The organism is Methylobacterium sp. AC832 (assembly GCF_979256025.1).
On the sequence record NZ_CEEDMV010000002.1, the window covers coordinates 254,022 to 277,505 of the forward strand.

Below are 23,484 nucleotides of genomic sequence, written 5' to 3' on the forward strand. Positions count from 1 at the left end.
TGCCGGGCGGCGCGTGCAGAGGTGGATCGCCGATATGCGTCCGATCTCTCGGCACCAGCCTGGAGAACGTCGATGCCAGTGCGGATTCATCGGGTTTCGACGATCGTTGCAGCGCTCGGCCTGTTGGCGATCTGGGCCATGTCCCCGGTCGATCCCGCTCTCGCTCAGGATGCGTCGCCCCCTCCCGCCGGGCGAGCATGGACCGACCCGCCCGATCGTAAGACCACTCCCTCGCCTGTCGCCGCCCGCGAGGAGGGTAAGCCGCAGGAGGTTCGTAAGGGGAACGCGCCGACTCGCGCGAGACAGCTTGCCGGCAGCCGTCGCGACGCGGGGGCTCATCGGCAAGTGAGCAGGAAGGCATCCGCACCCAAGGTCGCGCGCCGCATCGCTCCCGCCGACCGCCAGCCGATCCGACGCACGGCCGTCCGGGCTCCCACCCACCGATCCACAGGAGACCGCGCCTGGACCGTCCGGGCCTTTCAGCCGTCACGGGAGGAGGCGCCAGCCTATCGCTACGGCTATGTCCCGGATGAGGCTCCTGCCTATCACCGCAGGGAGGACGGAGTGACGGATTACCGGGCGGCCCGTCTGCGCCAGGCACGGGAAGCGGGATATCTCGTCGTCCGTGGTAGCGATCTTCGTACTCTTCGCGGACGGCCCCTGGAGACCCTCCGCGAGCCAGAGGATCAGGACGATCCCGAGGATTGATCCCTGACCGGACTATGTCGCTGAGATTTTCGCTGCGTATGGGCGCGTCCGGTGACGCTCACGCAAAAAGCCCCGCCGGGAATGCCAGCGAGGCCTGAGATCTACGCGGAATGAGTGGCGCGTTAGCGAAGCCGCCCGGGGCGGGCCGGCTCGAACACGATGCGACGGTGGAAGGCACACCAGCTTTTTCCATCCGGCGCAGGCGCTCCACAGCACACCGCGCGATCGTTAGGCTCGCCGATGATGAACTTACACACAAAGGCACCCGACTGCGCGAAGGGGACACGCAGTTCAGCCGATGGCTCGGCAATGGCGTCTGAATCGCCGATCTGTGACAGGCGAACGAGCTGATTCATGTAAAACGTACTCGCAGGGTTCTGCGTCTCTGGCGGGCGCACGCCCGATGGGACCGGATTGAAATCCGCCGCGCGAACGTTTCTTCGGTTCCGGAACACGATTCGTGCTCCAGTTCCTTCCGATCCGCCCCGTGACTTCTGGAAAGTCACGATACGACGCTGTCATGATGTCGTTGTATCTAGGGATCTTTCGCCCTTAAACAAGTCTCTGTGCACCAAGGTGCTGCAGCGCACAGGAATTCGTGCATTTCTGCGCGTTCAGCGGACGAGGGTTGGGCTTTTTAGCACTCTGTCTCTTTCGATTCGGGGAATTCCAGCAACGTGAGTCGGCCGCGATAGGCTCGAAGACGCCGAGTGATTCGCCGGTAGCATAGGTGCTCGACCCGTTCGGGTCGCTTCGTGGCACCGGGTCGATGGCCTGACGGGATCGTTCCGGCGGCAGATGCCCCAAGCTGTCTGCGGTTCCGGAACGGCAAGACAAAAACCCCATGCGCCGGTTCGAGCCGGTGCATAGGGTCTGGTCGTTCTATCGAAGCCGTAAGACTTGGCTAGCGGCTCGTCGCGGGGGTGAACCGCGTGCTTACTTGAGCAGCTTCACCAAGGCCTTGCCGGCCGGGGTCTTCAGCTCGGCGGCATCGAGGGTGCCGTCGTTGTCCGGATCGGCCGCCTTGAAGCGGGACTCGACGAGGGCGAGATACTCTTTCTTGTCGAGGGTGCCGTCCTTGTCCGGATCGGCTTCGGCGATCACCTTCTTGCCGCCGCGGCCCTTCAGTTCCTTGGCGTCGAGGGTGCCGTCCTTATCGCCTTCGAGGGCGTCGAACTTGGCACTTGCGACAGCCTGGACTTCCTTCAGGTCGATCGTGTCGTCATTGTCGGTGTCGATCATCGAGATGATCTTGTTGCCCTTGGCGGAGGCCGGAGTGGCGAGAGCGACGGGGACGGCCAGGGCGGCGATGGCAAGGAAAATAGGAAGTTTGGAACGTGCAATCATGCGTAAAGCTCCTAAGTTAATCAGCATAGTGGCACTATCACACGCCTTCGCAGATGCGAAGGTGTCCTGTTGCAGGGCAGCGGCTCGTTTGTAGGCCAGCTGTGGATCGCCGATCCGTCGCTTTGGACGAGCTGGATTGACATGGGAGCGTCCGTCCGGCGATCCCCTCCCGCGAGACCCCGGTCTTTTCCTTCTTCAACCTGAAGAGGCGGTGCCGTAGTTCAACGACAAAGGATGTGATCGATCGCTATGTTTCGGCCCGTCATGGAAAGCGGTCGTCATCTGCTGAGACGCGTCTGGCGTTGGACCGTCCTCGGAGGACGTGGGTTCAAGTACCGGGATTTCGAGGCGGCTTTCGAACGCGGCGATTGGACGACGATCCTGACGCGGGCGCGTAAGGCGAACCGGCTCAAGAACAGCCCCGCGATGATGGGCATGTTCATTCGCGCCGCTGGCGAGATGCGGGACGTGGAGGCGCTCCGTTGGGCCGAGCAGGAGTCCCTTCGTGCGGAATGGCCGAAGCGAGACCGCTATGCGGTGAGCCAGAGGTTCCTGCTGATCGGCGAGGCGTCGTCCGCCTGGGCGGTCTTCCTGGCCGACGCATCGGTGATGGCCGAGCCGCGATTTGCGCAGCAGGCGAAATCGTTTCTCCCCCATACCAAGGATCCGGCCCTGCGGTCCGAGATCAAGGCGGCCATGGCGAAGGCCAGCCCCCCTGCTCCCGGTGCCACGGCCAGCGCCGCAATGGCGATGTCGACAGCGATTCGTTTTCCGTTCTCCGGGTCCGGGCGACAGGTTCAGGGCACCGTCGAGATCGTGTCGAGCGAGCGCACCCCGCCGCGACACGCGGTGCGGATCGCGGCCGATATCGAGAGTTTCCGACAAAAGGCCGCCCGGGCGAAGCCGCCCGAAATCATCGAATACCGGGATGTGTTCGTGGACCGGAACGGCCAGATCTGGACGGAAGACGGCAGCGTCGTTGTCTCGAAGGGGTCTCCCATCCCTCGCCTGTCACGCGAGGACGCCCCCCGTATCACGACGGGTTTCTTCGCCATCAAAGCCACACGCGGCATCTATCATTGGCTGGTTGACCGCCTCCCGCTCTTCTCCTGGATGCTCGAGGACGGGGCGCCGGAGGCGGCAATCCTCCTCAGCGAACAGGCCCCTTCCTTCGAGAGGGAGACGCTGCAATTGGCCGGCCTCTCCCATGCTGTGGTCGGTGTGGGGGAAGCGGTCTTCGTGGAGCGATTGCTGATCGCCCGCAGCGGCATGCAGGGCTTCACCTATTGGGACCAGGTGGCGCCGGTCATCGAACGGGTGAAGCAGGCCGCCAGGGCCATCGCCGCTCGGGAGATGGTGAGTGCTTGCGACGCGATCTACATCTCTCGCCGCGACTCGGGCCGGCGCGTCATGAGGAACGAGGCCGAACTCGAGGCGCAGATCGCGAAGCGAGAATACGCGGGCATCGCCCTCGGAACCATGCCGCTGTGGCAGCAGGTTTTCACCGTATCGTCGGCGACGCGGATCGTCGCTCCCCATGGTGCGGGCTTGGCGCATATCCTCTTCGCGCAACCGGGAGCGCAGATTACAGAAATGGTGCCGGTGCAGGACGGCACTTACTTCCTGCGCCTGAACTTCGCCCGGCTCAGCCTCGTGATGGGACACCGCTATCGAGGCTGGTTGGAGCCGCATCTCGGCGCCATGGACAGCTGGACCGTGGATACGCCGGCCTTTCTCGATTTTCTCGATGGAGGGATGATCGATACGGGTATCTCGGCCCTGGCGCATCCCGTCGGCGACCGTTCCCGGGTGATATGACGGTGCCGATAGCGATGGGAAAACGAGCGGATCACGCGATTGTTGGACATGAGCCGACGACCGAGGGCCCTCATTCCTGCCATGTCGTTGCAGCAGGACCGTCGTTCGTGACAAACACGCCGGATCGACGTCAGGGCCGGGATTGGGGCTTGTTCGCCAAGGAAGGTCGGGCAGGGAAATTCGGCTCGGTCTCTGTCGACGCATGCTGGATCGAGGCAGGGTGTTGCCTCCTCGCGTGACGCGGTTTTAGATTTCGGGTTGGGAGATCGGGATTGAGCGCGCGACCGGCGACACGTGCGGTGAAACGGTGCCTATCGCTCTCCGTACGAGATGTTTCATGCTGATCTTGGAGAACGTCTGGCTCAGGTCGCTTCAGTCGCGGTCGCACGCGGTTCTGTGCGGCCTCACCGGGGTCATCCCGACGAACCGGCGTGTCGGGATTCTCTGCGCTTCGAAAATCGAGCGCCGTGCTTTCAGCGACCTCATCATGGGGGTGCGGGTGCCCAGCATCGGCAAAGTCCGGCGCGAGGCGGAGATTTCGAGCCCCGTCGGCCGTATGGCGGGAATCGTGGTGCAACACACGTTGAGACGGAACTGCGTATTCGCCGCCAAGATGCACCGGATCGAGCCGACGAGCCTTATCAAGTTCGTCGCGTTCGTAGCCAATATCGACGCTTTCATGGACGTGCCCTACAAGCAGGTGCCTGCCGATATCGCCCTCTCCTTCCGGTATGCCCTGTCTTATGGGCTGCCCTACGAGACGTATTTCGTCGACGGGGACATTATTCCGCAGACGGCCGAGTTCACCGACCGTTTCGCCAACGTTGTTAAGCAGCGCTCGGCCGCGAGCGGCTTCATCGTCATCTCGTCGAACGTCAAGCTGGTGCGGGAATTTTGCGACATCGTCGGCGTAGTGCAGAGCGACAAGATTGTCCTCTACTCTAACGCTCAGCGGGCCATCCACGAATACATGAGGCTAGTCGACCTCAACAAGCCCGACGTCGATGCCGCAGAGACTTTGCTGGCACGGATCCGTCGCGCTCTGAAGCTTGAGGATTGGCCGATGGTGGCCTCCATCGCCGCGTCCGAGATGGAGGGTGATCCGGACAGTACAACGGCGATCTGGCTGTATGGGGAACTCGCCCTGTCGCGCGGAGAGCGTCGACGTGGCATCGACTTGATCCTACGTGCCTGTCAGGCCAACCCCTCTTTCGAGGAGCCGTGGAAGGCGTTGGCGCGAACCGCCGAAGACGAACAGGACGAGGAGCAACTCAAGCTCCTGGCCAGCGTGCTGATGACCAACGGTAAAGGCCGGATCAAGCGGATAGCCGCTAAAATCATCGAGCAGACCGGCACCGACGAAGCGGCCGTCGAAGCATGGCGTCAGGTCGCGGTGGCAGCTCAGGGTGATGTGAACATCCAGATCGAGGCCGGAGACCGCCTGCTCCGCGCGGGAGCGGGGGAGGATGCGGCACGGATCTTCGAGGCAGCCTTTGCGGCCGATCCGACCAATGGACGCATCTTGGTGATGCTCTACCGCAGCGAACTGCTGTTCTCCGACAACGAGCGTTTGGCCGATCTGGTGGTTCTCATGATGACGGTCTGCCCGGAAGAGATCGAACGGGCGATCCGCCTCGCCCAGCGGGCGCGCCGTTTCGAGGCGAAGCTGATCGACGAGAATGGCGCGCCTGCCCTACTGGAAGCGCAGGTCGAGGAAGCGCTTCCGGTGCGGATCCGGCGCGCCATGAAACTACAGGATGTCGCTGCCATGGCCGAGATCGCCGAGGCTGAGTTCCGGCGGGACGCGGACAGCGCCATAGGCATATGGCTCTTCGGCGAAATAGCCCTCATCAAGGGGGACCGCGAGCGCGGCGGCGACCTGATCCTGCGCGCCTGCCAGACCGATGCGGAGTTGCAAGAGCCTTGGAAGACTCTCGGCCGTCTCGCCGAGGAAGAGAAGAACGAGGATCGGCTCAGCTCCTACATCTCCGTGCTGATGACGAACAATCAGGGCAGGGTTCGGCGACTGGCCGCCAAGGCCCTCGAATCGACAGGGGACGAGGAATCCATCCTGGCCGCGTGGCGTGCCGTGGCACATGTGGCGGGTGGGGATCTCAGCCTTATGGTAGAAACCGGTGAGCGGCTGTTCCGCTACGGTGCCGCCAGCGAGGCATCTCAGGTTCTGTCACGGGCGCTTCATATCGACCCACGACACAGTCGCGGGCTGATGCTGCTCTATCGCTGCGAACTCGCATTCGCCGATGACGAGCGCATGATGGCATTGGCAGATCAGATCAACGAGGTCTCCCCTGCCGAGCTTGATCGCGCGATCCGTCTCGCCTCGAATGCGCGCAGGGGGGAACTCGGCGAGCGGCTGAAGCAACGATTCAGGCAGCCCGCCCCCAGCGACGCGAGTGCCTGAGCAATGCAGTCTCGACGCCATGTCGGTGAACCTGATACACTGATCAGACTCGACGAGGTCTAGCCTTACGCCTCTCGCACGCCGGGTTTGTGCCCTGGATCGAAGGTGAAGACGACGCCGGCCTGTTCGAGTACCTGACGCACCGCCTGGATCGTATCGCGTCGCGGGCGGATCGTGGCGTCGGGATCTTCGATCCGCACGATGGTCGAAACCGAAACGCTCGCGCGTCGAGCCAGCTCGTCCTTCGACAGGCCGGTCATCCCGCGGGCGGCCCGAACCTGTGCGGACGTGATCTCCCCGCCGCCGCGACCAATATCGCTCGCGGGGCCGCGTACTTCCGTTGTCGATGAAGCAGCCTGGAATCGGCTCTGTCCTGGGACGCTCAGGCACACGCCGACCCATTCCTTCACTGAGCCGTCTCGGTTCATAATCGGCACGCCACGGGCGTTGAACCAGCGATAGATCCCGTCGACACAAAGGATCCGATAGTCGGTGTTATAGGCCGTGTCGTGGCTGAGGGCCGTGCGCCAGGCGAAGTTCGTGCGTTCCCTGTCGTTGGAATGAAGCACGTCGAGCCAGCCAAGCCCCTGGAACTGCTCGTGTCGCTGTCCGGTGAGCTCTTCCCAGAGCGGCATGTCGATCGACTTGCCGTCGGGGCTGACGATCCAGACCACGGCGGCGGTAGCCGAGAGCAGGGCCTTGAAGCGATCGTATCCTTGTTCGGCGGAGTGTTTCGCGTCGTACTGTTCGGTCACATCCTCGACGACGCCGATAGCTTGGCTCGGGCGATTGCCGGGGCCATGCACAACCTCCGCATGGCTGGCAATCCAACGCAGTGTCTGGTCCGGCCGGATGATGCGGAACTCGCGCTTGAGAGGCCGGCCATTGCGGAGAACGGTCAGCATGTCCGTATGCGCGGCCCGGTCATCGGGATGCATCATGGCCTCGACGACGCCGAAGCTCAGGGCGACAGAGGGGGGCAGGCCGAGAACCCGGTGAAGCCCGATCGAACCATGGATGCCGAGTTCTTCGAGATCGGCCGACCAGAAAGCGATATCCGTGGCGTTGTCCATGAGCTTCAGCAGGCGGCGAGACGGGACACGGCGCGATGCGCCATCCGACCGTCCGGATGGATCCATCGGCGACCGTGGCGACATGCTACTTTCTCCTCGGCCAATATGCCGCCTTACAGGAATGAATTTGTTCCAGGATATGCTTGGAGAATATGTCGTTGCGTGTTTTTTGCGCGCAACACAACCCAATGAAGAGGGGATAAAGGGATTTTCCTGTAGTTGCTTTTGCGGGGACTCGTCGCATTCACATAGATTGTCTCTGTCATGCATCTCCCTCACTTCGCCGCGGTCTTCCGGCAGCGCCATGAAGGGGCTGTATGCGAGGCCACAACCGGCCCCGCCCCGCACCTCGGCAGCGCGGAGCATCATATTGCATGCCTGTGGCTGCGGGAGATGGTCGCTCGACCGGGCTCGACGCCGGATAGGCCGGAGCGTGCGTTCCCGCGGACATGTGTGGCGTCGCGGCCGAACCTCGCCGATCAACCCGGACGAATCCGGTTCAGCCAGCCCGAACCGGTGAATTGGCCAGGGTGAGAAGGGTCTGGAGCAGGACGTCGGCGCCAGCGGTGCAATCGCCCTGGGTCGCCGATTCCGCCTCGTTGTGGCTGATGCCGTCTCGGCAGGGCACGAAGATCATGGCCGTCGGGGCGAGGGCGGCGATATTGCAGGCATCGTGGCCGGCGCCCGAGACCATGCGGCGATGGCTGAAGCCCAAACCCTTGGTCGCCGCCTCGACGGCGCCCACCACTCCGGCATCGAACGGCACCGGCTCCTTGCGCCAGATCCGAGTCAGTTCGATAGTGAGTTTGCGCCGACCGGCGATGACGTCGAGTTCCGTTCGCAATTCGCTTTCGACCGCGTCGAGGGTTTCGGCTTTCGGGTCGCGCACATCGAGGGTGAAGCGTATGCGGCCGGGGATGACGTTGCGCGATGGCGCGCCGATCGCCGCCTCGCCGATCGTCGCCACCGCCGTGGGGCCGTGGGCATGGGCGATCCGCTCGACGGCCAGCGCGATCTCGGCGAAGCCGTTGAGGGCGTCGCGCCGGCGCAGCATCGGCGTCGTGCCGGCATGGCTCTCGAAACCCGTCACCACGCCGTCGAACCAGGCGATCCCCTGCCCGCCCTCGACCACGCCGATGGTGGTCTCCTCGGCCTCCAGGATCGGACCCTGCTCGATATGCAGTTCCACGAAAGCGCCGATCCTGCGCTCGCCCACCGGCTCGTCTCCGAGATAGCCGATGGCCTCCAGCGCCTGCCTCACCTCGATGCCGGCGGCATCGCGACGGGAATGGATGTCCTCCACCGTGAATTCTCCTGCATAGGCGGCGGACGCCATCATGGCGGGGGCGTAACGCGAGCCCTCCTCGTTGGTCCAGTTGACCAGGAGCAGGGGCGCCTCGGTCTCGATGCCGGCATCGTTGAGGGCGCGCATGACCTCCAAACCTGCCAGCGTGCCGAGGATGCCGTCGAACCTGCCCCCCGTGGGCTGCGTGTCGAGATGCGAGCCGCAGGCGACGGGCAGGCGCGTCATGTCGCGTCCGCGCCGCAGAGCGAATTGCGTACCCAGCGCGTCGACACCCACTTCGAGGCCTGCCGCCTCGCAGGCATCCCGGAACCAGTCCCGGACCTGGCCATCCTCCTGCGACAGGGTCAGCCGGTTGATTCCGCCGGCGGGGGTGGCACCGAACCGGGCGGTCTCCATGATCGTGGACCACAGGCGCGCGCCGTCGACGCGGAGATTGTGGGTCGTGCTCATATGCCTATCCGTTGTCTCGGTTCAGTCGCTGCGGAATGGGGGCGGTTCTTCAACCTTCAACCTCAGTCCAAGGTGCCGCGCGAAGGGGCCTCGAAAAACGTCAGTGCTCCGCTTCGGCACTTCAGGGCGAGGTCGTGGGAGGGGGGCTACGCGTCCGCCAACTCCGCCTGTTGAGCCTGGAAGCCGTGCGCCGCCTCGTCGCTCTTCCAGCAGGCGGCGCGATGGCCCGGTCCGGCCTCGACCATCGGTGGGTCGCCCACGCGGCAGCGTTCCTCTGCAAGGAAGCAGCGCGGTGCGAAGGGACAGCCCGGCTGGCGGTTGGCGAGGTCGGGCGGGCTTCCCGGGATGGTCTGGAGCCGCGAGCCCTTGGCGAGCGCTCCGTCGGCGCGACTGCGCAGCAGGCCGATCGTGTAGGGATGATGCGGGTTCAGCACCACCTGCCGGGCCGAGCCCTCCTCCACGATGCGGCCGGCATACATCACCGCGATCCGGTCGGCGACCTCGACGGCGGCACCGAGATCGTGGGTGACGAAGAGAGTGGACAGTCCGAGTTCCGCCTGCAGGTCGCGCAGGAGAAGCAGGATCTGGATCTGCACCGTGGCGTCGAGGGCCGTCGTCGGCTCGTCGGCGAGGAGGACCTTGGGATTGCAGGCGAGCGCGAGGGCAATCATCGCGCGCTGGCGCATACCCCCCGACATCTCGTGCGGATAGGCGTCGAGTCGCCGCTCCGGGCTCGGGATTCGCACCCGTTCGAACTGCTGAAGTGCGCGGGCCCGCGCTTCGGCTGCGCCGATTCCCTCGTGCTGGCGGATCGCCTCCATGATCTGGCGGCCCACCGTATAGACCGGATCGAGGGCGAGCAGCGGCTCCTGGAAGATCATCGCGACTTCGCGGCCGCGCAATGCCGTCAGGTCGCGCTTGCCCATGGCCATCACGTCGCGGCCGGCGACGAGGATGCGGCCTTCGATCGCGGTCTTGCGCTCGGGGTTGAGGCGCATGATCGCGCGCAGGGTCACGCTCTTGCCCGATCCCGACTCGCCGATGAGGGCGATGGCCTGGCCTCGGCCGAGGGTGAGATCGACCCCATCCACGGCGCGGACCTTGCCGCCGAAGGTGACCTTCAGGCCCTGGATTTCGACGGCGGGTTCTGTGAGTCCGCGGCTCATCGGAAGCCTCCTCCGAGCGCATGTGTGAATCCAAGTGCCTCGCACGAGAGGGAGCCCGCGCCGGGTCGGGAGAGGCGGCGGTGGCGAAGAGCCGTGCTCATGCGGCCACCGACAGGGCGGGCGCCGCCGAATGGCCGGAGCCCGGCTGGCGGGCGAGGCAGGCGACGCGGTGGACGGGGTCGACCGGGCCGAGGGGCGGAACCTGGCTACGGCAGACATTCTCCGCGAGACTGCAGCGTGGGTTGAAGCGGCAGCCCGGCGGCGGGTCGATGGGGTTGGGCGGGTCTCCGGCGAGGGGCGCAATGGTGGTGCGGTTGTCCGGATCCATCGAAGGCATCGAGGACAGGAGCGCCTTGGTATAGGGATGGGCGGGATCGGCCAGCACGGTGTCGGCCGGGCCGATCTCCACCACCTGCCCGAGATACATCACCGCCACCCGGTCGCAGATGAAGCGGACGACGTTGAGGTCGTGGCTGATGAACAGGTAGGTCAGGTCGAATTCCTGCTTGAGGTCCATCAGCAGGTTCAGAACCTGCGCCTCCACCGACTTGTCGAGGGCCGAGACCGCCTCGTCGAGGACCACCAATCGCGGCTCCAGTGCCAGGGCGCGGGCGATGTTCACGCGCTGGCGCTGGCCGCCGGAAAGCTCGTGCGGATAGCGGGCGGCGAAACGCGCCGGCTCCAGGCCGACGCGGGCGAGCAGGCTACGCGCCCGCTCGATGGCCTGGCGTTTGGGCACCCCGTGGACCCGTGGGCCGAAGGCGATGGACCCCTCGATGGTCATGCGCGGATTGAGCGATGAGTAGCTATCCTGGAACACCATCTGGGCCTGGGCGCGAAATTCGCGCAGGGGCAGCGCCCGGCTGCCTATGCGCTCGCCATCGAACAGCATCTCTCCCTTGTCGTGCTGGGTCAGGCCCATGATGAGGCGGGCGGTGCTGGACTTGCCGCAGCCGGATTCGCCGACGACCCCCAGGGTCTCGCCCTTCTTGATATCGAAATCGACGCCGTCCACGGCGCGCACGACGGCCTTCTTGCCGCCGATCCCCTTCTTCACCGGGAAATGCTTCACCAGTCCCTCGACGGTGAGGAGCGGCTGGCCCGGGCCGCCCCGGTCGCGGGAGGAGAGCGGGCTCGACGCGATGGGCGTGCTCATGACTTCACTTCCATTGCCGAACGCAGGCCGTCCGAGAACAGGTTGAACGAGATCGAGACGATGAAGATCGCGAGGCCGGGCAGCGCCGCGACCATTGGGTTCACGTAGATCGCCGTGCGCAGGGTGTTGAGCATCAGGCCCCATTCGGGCTCCGGCGGCTTCACGCCGAGGCCGAGGAAGGAGAGGCCCGAGGCCAGGATCATCGATACGCTGATGAGGCTGGTGGAGTAGACGAAGATCGGTCCGAGTACGTTGCCGAGCACCTGCGCGCGCAGGATCGTCAGGGTCGAGGCGCCGGACAGGCGGGCGGCATCGACGTAATCGCGTGAGCGGATTTGCGTCGTCACGCTCTCGGCCACGCGGGCGATCTGGGGTGTGAACACGCAGGTCAGCGAGACGATGGAATTGAACACGCCCGCTCCCAACGCACCCGAGAGCGCGATGGCCAGAAGCACCGAGGGGAAGGCGAAGAACACGTCGACGGTACGCATGAGCACGGTATTGAGCCAGCCGCCGACATAGCCGGCGAGGATGCCGATGCTGGAACCGAGGAGGAAGGCGAGGATCACCGGCGTGACGCCGATGAACAGAGAGAGGCGCCCACCCAGCATCAGGCGGCTCAGCATGTCGCGCCCGAGCTCGTCCGAGCCGAGAATGTATGTGGCGTCGCCAACGGGTTTCAGCCGCCGCACCATCGAGCCGCGATACGGGTCCATGGGCGTGATCCAGGGCGACAGCAACGCGATGGCGACGATGGCGAGGATAACGAACGCCGCTGTCATCGCCACGGGATCGCGCAGGAGCTTGGCCAGCACGTTGCCCCAGAAGCCGCGCGAGGCGACGAAGGCATCCGGCGTCGAGGTGAGCGGTGGCGCCCCGCCGGCAATGTCGATGGCCGATGCGGCCGGACTGGTCCCGAGTGCCATCAGCCCCTCTCGATGCGCGGGTCGAGCGCCGTCTGCACGACGTCGACGATGAGGTTGAGGGCGACGAAGAACATCGCCAGGACGAGGATGGCGCCCTGCAGCAGCGGCAGGTCGCGCTGGAAGATCGCGGCGTTGAGGAGGAAGCCGGTGCCGGGCCAGGCGAACACCGTCTCGATCAGGATCGAGCCGCCGAGCAGGTAGCCGAGCTGCAGCCCCATGATGGCGAGAGCGGTGGGGGCGGCGTTCTTCACCACATGCTTGAACACGCCGAACTCGGAGAGGCCCTTTGCCCTGAGTGCCCCGACGAAATCCTGGGACAGGATGTCGCCCACCAGCGCCCGGACGGTGCGGGCGATGACGCCCATCGGGATCACCGACATCGTGATGGCGGGCAGGATGATATAGCGAAGGTGCTCGAGGTCCGGCTTCCAGTTGCCCGATCCGTCTGGGCCGGCTCCGGTGGAGGGCAGCCAGCCGAGCTGGGCCGAGAACACGATGACCAGGACCATGCCGAGCCAGTAATGCGGCACGCTCACACCGAAGACCGAGATGGCGGAGGCCGCCCGGTCGAGGACGGAGTCGCGGAAATAGCCGGCGACGAAACCGAACAGGCAACCGAAGGTGAAGCCGATCAGGGTCGCGACGGAGGCGAGGATCAGGCTGTTGACGACCGCGCGACCGACCTCGCTCAAGACCGGCCTGCCGGTGGCGATGGACGTGCCTAGATCGCCGTGGAGCACCTTCCACAGCCACAAGGCGTACTGGACCGGCAGCGGCTTGTCGTAGCCGTAGGCGATCCGCATGGCGTCGATCGTCTCCTGGGTGGCGTCCACCGGCAGGATGGAGCTGAGCGGATCGCCGTCCGCCAGATGTACCAGCGAGAAGCAGACGATGCTGACCCCGAGCGCTACCGGGGTGACGGTGAGGAGGCGGCGGAGGATGAAGCTCAGCATGGCGCGGTCCCTCGTCCCCCTCCCCCCTTTGCGGGGGAGGGTGGCCCTCGCGTCAGCGAGGGTCGGGAGAGGGGAGCGCCATCTCTGGATAGGTCGCCCCCTCTCCCGCCTGCTCCGCAGGCACCCTCCCCTGCACCACGTCGGGCCTGCCCGACTTGGCCAGCCAAGGACGAATCTCGGGCAAGCCCGAGATTCGTGGGGGGAGGGTTGGTATGCATGGCGGCCCTCGTCATCACTTCCCAACCGTGATGGGCGAGAAGTCCTGGTACCAATTCTGGGCCTGGACGAAGCCCTTCACCTTCGAGCTCATGGCGCGCGGGTTGGTGTCGTGGGCGACCATGAGGAATAGCGCCTCGTTGACGTATTTCTCGTGGACTTTCTGCAGCACTTTGATCTGCTCGACGGGATCGAAGGTCGTCCGGATCTGGTCGAACAGCTTGTCCATCTCGGGGTCGCAGTAATGGCCCCAGTTCGTGCCGTTGGGGGCGGCGAGATTACATTGGAGATGGCGGATGAAGCCGGTGAAAGGGTCCTGGATGAAGTAGGAGAAGTTCATTCCCGTGGCGCCGCGCGACACGTCGGCCTTCGAGCCGGCCCGCCACAGGTTGATGAGCGCGTTCCACTCGACGACTTCGAAATTCACCTTGATTCCGATATCGGCGAGGTTCTGCTGGATCAGCTCGTTCATCGGCAGGGGTTGCATCTGGCCCGAGCCCGAGGGTGCGATCAGGATCTTGGTGACGATGGGCTTGTTCGGGCCGTAGCCGGCCTCGGCCAGGAGCTTCTTGGCCGCCTCGGGATCGTAGGTTGGCTTGAAGGTCGGCGAGCCGAACCAGGCGGAGCCCGGCGGCATGAATCCCTCGGCCGGGATCATCAGCCCGTTGAGCATCTCCTTCATGCCCTCGCGGTCCACGGCGAGGTTGGCGGCCTTGCGCACGCGGATGTCGTTCCACGGCGAGCCCTCGGCCCGCGACAGGTGCCAGGTCCAGTTATGCGGATAGGCATTGGTGACGATGCTGAACCCCGCCCCCTTGAGCGAGGCGACAGCGTCCGGCGGCGGGGCCTCGATCCAGTCGACCTGACCCGAGCGCAGGGCCGCCACGCGGGCATTGGCCTCCGGCAGGGGCACCAGGACCAGCTTGTCGAGCTTGGGAACCCGTGCCTTGTCCCAATACTCGGCGTTGGGTGCCATCTCGGCGCGTTCGCGCGGGGCGAACAGTGTCAGCTTCCACGGGCCGGTCCCCGACGGGGTCTTGGCGAAGGCGTCCCAGCTCTTGCCCAGCATCTCCCACTGCGCCGGCGAGGACATCATGATCCAGGCGATCTGGTAGGGCAGCGTCGCGTCCGGCGCCTTGGTGGTGATCTCCACCGTCATCGGATCGACGACGCGGTAGCTGGCGACGCCGGGGATGCGCGAGCGCCCTTGCGCCGATTGGCGCGGGTCGAATTGCGGTGCGTCGTTCTTCAGGAGCTTGTCGAGGTTCCACACCACCGATTCCGCGGTGAAGGGCGAGCCGTCGTGAAAGGTCACGCCGGGCCGCAATGTGAAGATCCACTTGGTCTTGTCGGCGGCGTCCACCGCCCAGGACGAGGCGAGGCCCGGGACGAGTTCCGAGGGCTTGGTGGCGCTCGACAGGTCCCAATTGATGAGGGCGTCGTAGACCGTGTACCCGGTGAAGCGCATGCCTTCGCCGCCATTGTCGGCTTGGCCCGTGGTGAGCGGAATGTCCGACGCGGTCATGCCGATCCGCAGCGTTCCCTGTGCCCAAGCCGCCGGCATCATGCCGCCGCTGGCCAGCGCCGCGGCCACGAGTCCAACGCGAAGACGTTCTGCCAAGGCTCTCATCGTGTTGTGCTTTTCCTCGAGGATCCACGTCCGGCAAGTTTGCCGGTCTCCGGTCCCCCCATGCAAAGCACCGGCCAGACTGGACTCCTTCCAGCTCACCGGGAGAAAAATGCATACGATTCATGTGAAAGCCCGCCGGGTCGGCATGCGCTGAATGCCGGCCCGGGTGGCGAGGCGGCCATCGAGGGTTTTGCGTCGCCGCGATCGGCTTTAAACCGCCCGTCTTCGGGCAGGCCGCCCGGCGGAGCGCCCCAGTTGCCTCTCTCCCCGAAACCCATGGCCAAGACGGGTGCCCCAAGGTCCGGCGGCCTCCGGCGTGGGCGCGTGGCGGACTTCCTGATGGGCCGGGGCTCCCTGTCCGCGCCGGGATCGAACCTGGCCCGCCTGCCCGTCGCCCTCGACCCGCGCGGGCTCAGCATCATCGAGGGAATACGGGCGGCCTGCGCCTTCGGCACCGTCATCCTTCTCCACGAATTCGTGGCGTGGTCGCCGCTCCTCATCATGGCGCTGGCGGCCAACCTCACCTGCTTTGCCGATATCGGCGGTCCGGTGCGCTCCCGCCTGATGGTGCTGGCCGTGTTCTCGGTGCTCGGCAGCCTGATCTGGAGCCTGTTCGGCCTGCTCCAGCCCCATGGCCCGGCCGTGGTTGTGCCACTGGCCACCCTCGTCATCTTCTGCTGCACCTATGCCCGTGTCTGGGGTGTGCAGGAGCAGACCGCCGGCAACGTCCTCGTTCTCGTCCTGGCCTTCGCTCTCGACCGTCCGCTCAATGGCAGCGAGGCCGTCATCGCCGGTGCGATGGTGCTGGCCGGCGGCCTGTGGGCGACGGTTTTGGCCCTCGCCCTATGGCGGCTCAACCCCTATCGCCCGACCCAGCGGGCCGTGGCTGAGGTCTGGCGCAGGCTCGCTCTGCTCAGCGGCGATCTCGAAGACCTCGCGGCCGCCGAGGAAGCCGATGCGACCGGGTTCGACGACCATGCGCGCGCCCATCGCCGCGGCGCGCGGGAAGCGATCGAACTCGCCCGCAGCCTCATCGTCGACATCGCCCGCAGCCGCGAGAGGGTTTCCGACCGCACCGCCCAGGCCCTGATCCGGCTGGAGACCGCGGAGCAGATCTTCGCCGCCCTCATCGCCCTGTCCGACCGGATCGAAGCCGACCGCAATCCCAATCGGCAGGTCCGGACGCGGCGTCTGTTACGTCGCCTGAGACCGCTCCTCCTCGTGGTCGCGCGGGCGATCCGCGACGACACCGTCCTCGACCTGCCGCGCATTGAGCGCTCGATCGCGCGGGCGGGGCGCGGATTCGCATCCGACCCGGCTCTCAAGGCGCTGGCCGAGCGCATCCTCGACCGCGTCCGCATCGGGGCCAAGCTCTCGACGCCGGAAGGGTATCGCCCCGGCGGCACATTATTGGGGAGCGCCAGCTTGCCCCTGCGCCAACGGCTGCTCGGCCCGTTGAAGGCGAACTTTACCCTCGCCTCGCCGAACCTGCGGCACGCGATCCGCGCCAGCGTCGTCACCGCGCCTGTCCTCGGCCTAACCCTGCTCTGGCCGGGGCCGTTCACGCATTGGCTCACCATCACGGTGGTGCTGACGATGCAGCCCTTCTACGCCGCTACCTGGCAGCGGGCGCTGGAGCGGATCGGCGGCACGGTGCTCGGCGGTCTGTTCGGCGCCCTCCTCGCCAGCCTCGCCACGACGACCCTGGCGCTCTCGGCCCTGATCTTCCCCTTGAGCATCATCGGTTTCGCTGCCCGGCAGGTGAGCTATGCCTTCTTCATCGCCTGCCTGACGCCCCTGGTGGTGCTGCTCGTGGAGGTGATGGAGCCCGGCCATGCCTCCTGGGAAGTGGCGGGCATGCGCGCGCTCTTCACCCTACTCGGCGGCCTCATCGCGGTGGTGAGCAGCCTGTTGCTATGGCCGGTCTGGGAGCCGGATCAGGTCCGCCTGGAACTGCGAAAGGCGGTGAAGGCGCATGCCGATTTTGCGCGCACCGTGCTCTCGAACCGGGCGGAAGCCGAACGGAGCGGGGCCGCCGAAGCCGCGGCGCGGGCCAGCGGGCTCGCCCTCAACACCCTGGAAGCCGCCCTCTCCCGCGCCCTCCAGCAGCCCCGCGCCGGGCGCCACCCGCAGGTCCAGACCGCGATGGTCGCCGATGCGACCCTGCGCCGGATCGGCGCGCGCCTGTCCGCCCTGCGCTATGCCGCCGACCCCAGCACCGATGGGCCTATCGGCTGCGCCTGGATCGCCTGGATCACCGAGACCCTCGCCCGTCTCGCCCAGGAGGGCGGCGCCCTGCCCTCCCATCCAGATCTGCCCCGCCCCGATTCTCTCGTCCGCCTCGTGACGCAGGTGGAGTTGCTCGCCGAGACCCTGCGGCCACCGCGTTCGCGTGCGGAGGCGCTTCCTCCGGAGCCTGCCGCCGCGCCGGGCAGAGGCTAGGTTTTTCCGCGGGCGCGGGGCTAAAGAGGTCCGCGTTGCGCGATCCCGTTTTCAGGCTGGGGTGATCCTTGGAAGACCTCCTCCACCGATGGCTGCAGGCGACCGGGTCGATCCGGGCCGAGGTGCTGGCCCTCCTCGGCATCGTGCTGGCGCTTCTCGTCACGGTCCATGCCCTGCTGCGCAAGCGCGAGATCGGCACCGCCATCGGCTGGATTGGCCTCGCCTGGCTGTCGCCGATCTTCGGGACGGCCCTCTACGCGATCTTCGGCGTGAACCGGGTCTCGCGCCGGGCGCGCCAGTTGCGGGTAAGGCCGTCGCAGCGGGCGAACGCCCCGGCCCTTCCCGATGCCACCGTGCCAGACGAACTCCGGCCCCTCGACCGCGCCGTCCGGCAGATCACCCAGCTACCCCTCCTCGGCGGCAACGCGTTCGAGGCCCTGCGCAACGGCGACGAGGCTTATCCGGCGATGCTGGCGGCGATCGAGGGCGCGCAGCGGAGCGTCGCCCTGTCGAGCTACATCTTCCGCAACGACATCACCGGTGGCCGCTTTTTCGAGGCCATGCTGGCCGCCCGGCAACGCGGCGTCGAAGTGCGGGTGCTCATCGACGGGATCGGCAGCGGCTACTTCTTTCCCGCCATGGCGCGGCGCCTGCGCCGGGCGGGGGTACCGGTCGGCCTGTTCATGCATTCCGCCCTGCCCTGGCGCATGCCGTTCCTGAACCTGCGCACCCACAAGAAGATCCTCATCGTCGATGGGCGCATCGCCTTCACGGGCGGCATCAACATCGCCGACGAAAACCTCGTGGCGACGTCGCCGCCCGACCCCGTGCGCGACAGTCACTTTCGCATCGAAGGTCCGGTGGTCGAACAGCTCTCCCAGGCCTTCGCCAGCGACTGGGCCTTCGTGATGGGGGAGGAGCTCGACGGTTCGCACTGGTTTCCCCCGCTGGGTGCGGCGGGCGAGATCGAGGCGCGCGTCGTCACCTCCGGCCCGGATGCCGATATCGAGAAGATCGAGTTCGCGGTGATGTCGGCGATCAGCTGCGCTCAGCACAGCATCCGGCTGGTGACACCCTATTTTCTGCCGAGCGAGATCCTGTCCACCACCCTCGCCCTCGCGGCGACCCGCGGCATCCGCGTCGACGTCATCATCCCTCGTGCGAGCAACCATCGTTTCGTCGATTGGGCGACGCGAGCGCATGTGGCGCCCCTGCTCGAGAGCGGTGTGCGGATCTGGCTCGACGAGCCGCCCTTCGACCATTCGAAGCTGCTGGTGGTGGATGGCGAGTGGAGTTTCGTCGGCAGTGCGAACTGGGACATGCGCAGCTTCCGACTGAACTTCGAGCTCAATGTCGAGGTCTATGACCGCGCCTTCGCCGACCGGCTCGACCGGTTCATGCGGACGAAGATGGAGGCGCGCCTGACGTCCGAAGAACTGGCGCGGCGGTCGCTTCCCGTCCGGCTGCGCGACGCAGCCGTGCGACTAATGCTGCCATACCTCTGATATCGTGCGCCGTCGGCTGCGCCGGGGCCGGGGCGAGGTGCACGACGATGGGCCGGTGATCGGAAGCGCCGCGCGGCAGCACCGTACGCCCGAGGCAGGCGAGGCCGCGTACGAGGCAGCGGTCGATGCGCAGGGGCACGAGGTCCACCATGGCATGCGTGGGAATGCGCGGCCCGGCATCGCGAAAACCCGGCAGCAGGGCCGGACCGATGAGATTGTAATCGCCGATCACCGCCGCGCGCGCCGGAAGGCTCTGCTCGATCCGCCGCAATTGCCGCCGATTGAGCACCTGCCCATGCGAGAGATGGACATTGGCGATCCCGAAATCCCCCATGTCGAGAATCTGGCAGACGCGGTCGACCAAGGCGCCGGACGGCAGCTTGATGACGATCGGAGGCGCGGCCCAGGCCACCGGGCTCCACATGGCGAGGCCATGGATACGGCCGGGCAGCGGAGCCCAGGCATAGTCGCCCCCGAGCCGCTCTTTTATCGATGCGATCTCTTTCGTAGCCTCCTGCATCAGCAGGAGATCGGGCTGCTCGCGTAGGACGAGTTCGACGATGCTGTCGACCTTGGCACCCGTGCGCCGAAGCAGGTTCCAGCTCACGATCTTGCGGAAACGGCCACGGTCCGGTGCACTGAGGGCGCGCAGGTCGGCGCTGCGGGCGGATTCTGAGACGGCGTAGCGGCGGTCGTTCAGCATGCCGCCCCAGGGGAGCAGCCCGTGTCTCTTCAGTGGCACCCGCCCGCCTCCCGCTCTCGCCCGTCGCCGCGTCTCAACGCGCCTCGTGGTCCCGACGTTTCCCGTCCCGTTGCGTCTCGTGCCGGCGACCTCTGGCCGGCATCCGCCCGATCAGCGCTTCTTGCCGAGTTCGGCGGCGATGTCCTTGACCATATGGCCCGCTTTGCGGTGGGCGGCGATCAATTGATCGCGCGTGACGCCCCAGCGTTTCATCCAGTGCTCCACGGCCTGCCGCTCGGACAGATCGAGCCTGTCCTTGTCGATAAAGCCGCGCTTGTCCTTCAATCCTGCCATGAATCCTGTCCCACCATGAATTCCACCTTGCGGAGAAAGCCCAACCGTTGATGGACGGTTCTGCCCCGCAGGACAGGCTTCGTGAAGAGTGCCCCCGCACGCTTCCGAGCAATCGCCTGGGCAGACGACGATGAGCCACACTCATCGTCGTCTGGTGTTGCCTCAATTGCGGGCGGCGGCCTCCCGCTGCGGCTCGGGCCGGGGCCTGCTCACCGCGACCGTGTCGCCGGAGCGGGTGATCTCGATGGAATCGGCCGTGGCACCGAGTTCCTGCGGCGTCGAGAGGGTCACGCTCTGGCCGGAAGCCAGAATCGTCTCGAACCGCACGGCGCGGCCCGTTTCAGTGCGGGCCAGGGTCACGACGACCCGGTAGCCCTTGGGTTCGGCGGTATAATAGGCCACGCCGGAGAGATCGCCGAAGCTGACGCTGCTGCCACCCAAGGGCCTGATCGTCTCGGCGGAAGCTTGGCCGGCAAGAAGGGCGCTGGTAAGGGCGGCGCTGGTGATTAGGTTGCGAAAGGTCATGGTATCTGGACTCGCTCGTTGGGCGGGGCGCGGCGCGCCCTTGCTTCGAGACCGGATATGCCGTGCGCTGCAGCATGGATCAAAAAGATAGAATCGATAATGACTATTGATCACGTCGATCTGTCGCGCATCGATCTCAATCTCCTCGTGGCCCTCGATGCCTTGCTGGCGGAGCGCAGCGTCACCCGCGCCGCCGCCCGGATCGGCATCGGCCAATCGGCCATGAGCAGCAGCCTCGCTCGGCTTCGCACCACCTTCGGCGATGAACTCCTCACCCGGGCACCGGAGGGCATGCGCGCCACCCCTCGCGCCCTCGCCCTCGCCGAACCCGTCCGTACCCTGCTGCGCCAGATCCAGTCGCTGGTCCGGCGCGACGAGGCCTTCGATCCGCGCAGCGTAACACGCACCTTCACCATCGGCCTGCCCGATTCGACCGAGGTGCTGCTCGGCCCGCGGCTCCTGGCCTATCTGCGGCGGCACGCACCGGGGATCAGCCTGCTCCTGCGCTCCATCGACCGTATCCGCATCCTGCAGGAACTCGATGCGGACAGGGTCGATCTCGGCATCGGCACGTTCAGCCACGGCCAGACCCACCACAAGCAGAGGCTGCTCTACCGGGACCGCTACGTCTGCCTGTTCAATGCCGACCTTGTTGGGCTCACTCCGCCGATCTCGCTGGACGATTACCTGCGCTTTCCCCACGTGCTCACCAGCCTGAAGGAAACGGCGCATGGCGTGGTGGACGACGCTCTCGCCCTCCTCGGCCTTCGCCGCGACCTTGCGGTGACGACGCCGCGCTTCCTCGCCGTGCCATTCCTCGTGCGGAGCGCGCCCGTTCTCACCACCATGCAGGAGCGCCTCGCCACTCTGTTTGCCGGAACCCTCGGCCTCTCCGTCAGCCCGGCGCCACTGGCCCTCGACGAGGTGGCGATCTCGATGCTGTGGCACGCCTCCTATGACGACGACCCGGCCCATCGCTGGTTGCGCCAGACGCTTCTCGCTCTCGCCGACGACGCGGCACAGGTCGGTTGAGACGCTTCGACTCGCGCGGCCCGGCACCACGTCCGGTCCGGATCTCCTGCCCCCGGCGACCCAAAACTTGCCAATGCGCGCAGGCGCGTGCTTTGGGAGGGCCGGCATCGGCTGCTCCGCAGGAGCAGGGCTCCGGGAAAGAGGCCGCATGGGTTTGGTAGCAGGAGGGGTCGCCGACGTCGTCGGAGGCTTCGGCGCGTGGCGCATGTGGTGGATGCTGGCCAAGAACGACGTGATCCGTCGGTATCGCCGCTCGCGCGTCGGCCAGCTGTGGCTGACCCTCAGCATGGCCGTGATGATCTTCGGCATGGGCGGGATCTACGCCTCGCTCTTCGGCACCTCGATGGCCGATTACCTGCCCTATCTCGGCACAGGCCTCGTGCTCTGGGGGTTGATGTCGCAGACCATCAACGAAAGCTGTTCGAGCTTTACCGATAACGACAGCATCATCCGGCAGGTCGCGCTGCCGCGGTTCACCTACCTGTTGCGGACGATGGCCCGGAACCTCTTCATCTTCGCCCATAACCTGATCATTCTGCCGGTCCTGTTCCTCGTCACCGGCACGGTGATCGACTGGCACATCCTGCTGTTCGTTCCCGGCCTGCTGCTCGTGCTCGCCAACCTGGCCTGGATTGGCTACCTCCTGGCCATCCTGTCGGCGCGGTTCCGCGACATTCCGCAGATCGTCGCGAGCGTTGTACAAGTCGCCTTCTTCGTCTCGCCGGTCGTGTTCAAGCCCTCCCAATTGCGGGTCGACCATCCCGTGCTCATTCTGAACCCCTTTGCCAGCATGCTGGACGTGATGCGCGAGCCTCTGCTGGGCCATCTGCCGAGCGCTGCGTCCTACCTCATCCTGCTCGGCCTGCTGGTCATTGGCTGGCTGATCGCCCTGGCATTCTCGGGCAAATATTCGCACCGCGTCGTGTACTGGCTCTGAGGGCAGGATGGCTCATATCGTCCTCGACAAGGCGAGCGTCGCGCTCGCCGTCTACAATTCGCGCGGCCGTGCCCTGAAGAGCGAGATTCTGCGTCGCACGGTCGGCGGAGGACTGCAGAACGACCGCGACAGCAGCGTCCAGGTGGTGAAGGCGCTGAACGCGGTCAGCTTCGAAGCGCGCGATGGCGACCGGATCGGTCTCGTCGGCGGCAACGGCGCCGGCAAGACGACGCTCCTGCGGGTGCTTAGCCGGGTCTATCCGCCGACCTCGGGGACCGCCACCATCAAGGGGCGCATTTCGTCCCTGATCGATCTGTCCATGGGCATGGATACGGATGCCTCAGGCTACGACAATATCGAGATGCGCAGCATCATGCTGGGGCTCAACCACAAGCAGGCGCAGGCGATTGTGCCCGACGTGGAAGAGTTCAGCCAACTCGGCGAGTTCCTGTCCCTTCCGATCCGTACCTATTCCAGCGGCATGATGCTGCGGCTCGCCTTCGCGGTCAGCACGGCGGTTCATCCCGACATCCTGATCCTCGACGAAGTGATCGGCGTCGGCGACGCCGCCTTCGCGGAGCGTGCCGAGAAGCGGCTCCACGGCATGATCCAGAAGGCGAGCATCATGTTCCTCGCCTCCCACGACAACGCCTCGATCAAGCGCTTCTGCAACCGCACGCTCTGGATGAAGGGCGGCACGCTGATGATGGATGGCGCGCCGGACGAGGTGTTGGCGGCGTATGCGGAGGACGGGCGAGTATGAGAACATCAAACTCGCCCGAAGTAAAATTCAGCCGAGGCCTTATGACAGACCTAAGATTTATTTAGGTTCGTAT

General features: G+C 65.9%; 20 protein-coding genes. 8 read left to right on the top strand and 12 right to left on the bottom strand.

All coding sequences use genetic code 11. The annotated features are described in order from the left end of the window. Positions 1-72: 72 nt before the first annotated feature. On the top strand, positions 73-708 hold the full coding sequence (locus tag AC0IXR_RS08455) for a hypothetical protein (protein WP_471760399.1): 636 nt from the start codon (positions 73-75) through the stop codon (positions 706-708). Positions 709-830: 122 nt separating this feature from the next. On the opposite strand, the gene AC0IXR_RS08460 is transcribed toward AC0IXR_RS08455, so the two are convergent. After that, entirely contained in the window at positions 831-1,064 is a 234-nt protein-coding gene (locus tag AC0IXR_RS08460) for a GcrA family cell cycle regulator (protein WP_471760400.1), read from the bottom strand. Positions 1,065-1,644: 580 nt separating this feature from the next. Further along, entirely contained in the window at positions 1,645-2,055 is a 411-nt protein-coding gene (locus AC0IXR_RS08465; protein WP_419952593.1) for an EF-hand domain-containing protein, read from the bottom strand. A gap of 249 nt (positions 2,056-2,304) precedes the next feature. On the opposite strand from AC0IXR_RS08465, the gene AC0IXR_RS08470 reads away from it, so the two are divergent. Both AC0IXR_RS08470 and AC0IXR_RS08475 read left to right on the top strand, forming a co-directional pair. Further along, positions 2,305-3,873 carry a glycosyltransferase family 61 protein gene (locus AC0IXR_RS08470; RefSeq protein WP_471760401.1) on the top strand — a complete coding sequence of 523 codons (1,569 nt, stop codon included), beginning with the start codon at positions 2,305-2,307 and terminating at the stop codon, positions 3,871-3,873. A 337-nt stretch (positions 3,874-4,210) separates the two neighbouring features. Beyond that, on the top strand, positions 4,211-6,295 hold the full coding sequence (locus AC0IXR_RS08475; RefSeq protein ID WP_471760402.1) for a hypothetical protein: 2,085 nt from the start codon (positions 4,211-4,213) through the stop codon (positions 6,293-6,295). A 65-nt stretch (positions 6,296-6,360) separates the two neighbouring features. Here the strand turns inward: AC0IXR_RS08475 and AC0IXR_RS08480 are convergent, their stop codons facing one another. From AC0IXR_RS08480 to AC0IXR_RS08510, 7 genes are all read right to left on the bottom strand, one after another. Further along, positions 6,361-7,737 (bottom strand): PAS domain-containing protein, encoded by a 1,377-nt coding sequence (locus AC0IXR_RS08480; protein WP_471760403.1) that lies wholly within the window; start codon positions 7,735-7,737, stop codon positions 6,361-6,363. Between the two features lie 130 nt (positions 7,738-7,867). Next, positions 7,868-9,124, bottom strand: a complete 1,257-nt coding sequence (locus tag AC0IXR_RS08485; protein ID WP_471760404.1) for an allantoate amidohydrolase — start codon at positions 9,122-9,124, stop codon at positions 7,868-7,870. A gap of 146 nt (positions 9,125-9,270) precedes the next feature. Continuing rightward, positions 9,271-10,290, bottom strand: a complete 1,020-nt coding sequence (locus AC0IXR_RS08490) for an ABC transporter ATP-binding protein (protein ID WP_471760407.1) — start codon at positions 10,288-10,290, stop codon at positions 9,271-9,273. Between the two features lie 97 nt (positions 10,291-10,387). Beyond that, positions 10,388-11,446 (bottom strand): ABC transporter ATP-binding protein, encoded by a 1,059-nt coding sequence (locus AC0IXR_RS08495; RefSeq protein ID WP_471760408.1) that lies wholly within the window; start codon positions 11,444-11,446, stop codon positions 10,388-10,390. Further along, positions 11,443-12,372 (bottom strand): ABC transporter permease, encoded by a 930-nt coding sequence (locus tag AC0IXR_RS08500; protein WP_461223252.1) that lies wholly within the window; start codon positions 12,370-12,372, stop codon positions 11,443-11,445. The genes AC0IXR_RS08495 and AC0IXR_RS08500 overlap by 4 nt, the downstream gene beginning before the upstream one ends. Further along, entirely contained in the window at positions 12,372-13,325 is a 954-nt protein-coding gene (locus AC0IXR_RS08505; protein WP_018043405.1) for an ABC transporter permease, read from the bottom strand. The genes AC0IXR_RS08500 and AC0IXR_RS08505 overlap by 1 nt, the downstream gene beginning before the upstream one ends. A gap of 232 nt (positions 13,326-13,557) precedes the next feature. After that, complete coding sequence (locus tag AC0IXR_RS08510; RefSeq protein ID WP_471760409.1) at positions 13,558-15,171, bottom strand: ABC transporter substrate-binding protein; 1,614 nt, start codon at positions 15,169-15,171, stop codon at positions 13,558-13,560. 276 nt (positions 15,172-15,447) lie between these two features. On the opposite strand from AC0IXR_RS08510, the gene AC0IXR_RS08515 reads away from it, so the two are divergent. Continuing rightward, the gene (locus AC0IXR_RS08515) at positions 15,448-17,613 is read left to right on the top strand and encodes an FUSC family protein (RefSeq protein ID WP_471760410.1); all 2,166 of its coding nucleotides are present in this window, start codon (positions 15,448-15,450) and stop codon (positions 17,611-17,613) included. Positions 17,614-17,681: 68 nt separating this feature from the next. Beyond that, the gene (cls, locus tag AC0IXR_RS08520) at positions 17,682-19,118 is read left to right on the top strand and encodes a cardiolipin synthase (RefSeq protein WP_207411958.1); all 1,437 of its coding nucleotides are present in this window, start codon (positions 17,682-17,684) and stop codon (positions 19,116-19,118) included. On the opposite strand, the gene AC0IXR_RS08525 is transcribed toward cls, so the two are convergent. The 3 genes from AC0IXR_RS08525 to AC0IXR_RS08535 form a co-directional block, all read right to left on the bottom strand. Further along, positions 19,009-19,860, bottom strand: a complete 852-nt coding sequence (locus tag AC0IXR_RS08525) for an endonuclease/exonuclease/phosphatase family protein (RefSeq protein ID WP_471760411.1) — start codon at positions 19,858-19,860, stop codon at positions 19,009-19,011. The genes cls and AC0IXR_RS08525 overlap by 110 nt on opposite strands. 111 nt (positions 19,861-19,971) lie before the next feature. Beyond that, the gene (locus AC0IXR_RS08530; RefSeq protein ID WP_056427268.1) at positions 19,972-20,154 is read right to left on the bottom strand and encodes a DUF3606 domain-containing protein; all 183 of its coding nucleotides are present in this window, start codon (positions 20,152-20,154) and stop codon (positions 19,972-19,974) included. Between the two features lie 162 nt (positions 20,155-20,316). Further along, positions 20,317-20,679, bottom strand: a complete 363-nt coding sequence (locus tag AC0IXR_RS08535; RefSeq protein WP_471760412.1) for a hypothetical protein — start codon at positions 20,677-20,679, stop codon at positions 20,317-20,319. A gap of 99 nt (positions 20,680-20,778) precedes the next feature. On the opposite strand from AC0IXR_RS08535, the gene AC0IXR_RS08540 reads away from it, so the two are divergent. From AC0IXR_RS08540 to AC0IXR_RS08550, 3 genes are all read left to right on the top strand, one after another. Continuing rightward, the gene (locus AC0IXR_RS08540) at positions 20,779-21,711 is read left to right on the top strand and encodes a LysR family transcriptional regulator (protein ID WP_471760413.1); all 933 of its coding nucleotides are present in this window, start codon (positions 20,779-20,781) and stop codon (positions 21,709-21,711) included. A 148-nt stretch (positions 21,712-21,859) separates the two neighbouring features. Continuing rightward, positions 21,860-22,648 (top strand): ABC transporter permease, encoded by a 789-nt coding sequence (locus tag AC0IXR_RS08545; protein WP_471760414.1) that lies wholly within the window; start codon positions 21,860-21,862, stop codon positions 22,646-22,648. A 7-nt stretch (positions 22,649-22,655) separates the two neighbouring features. Then, positions 22,656-23,411, top strand: a complete 756-nt coding sequence (locus AC0IXR_RS08550) for an ABC transporter ATP-binding protein (protein ID WP_471760415.1) — start codon at positions 22,656-22,658, stop codon at positions 23,409-23,411. Positions 23,412-23,484 lie beyond the last annotated feature (73 nt).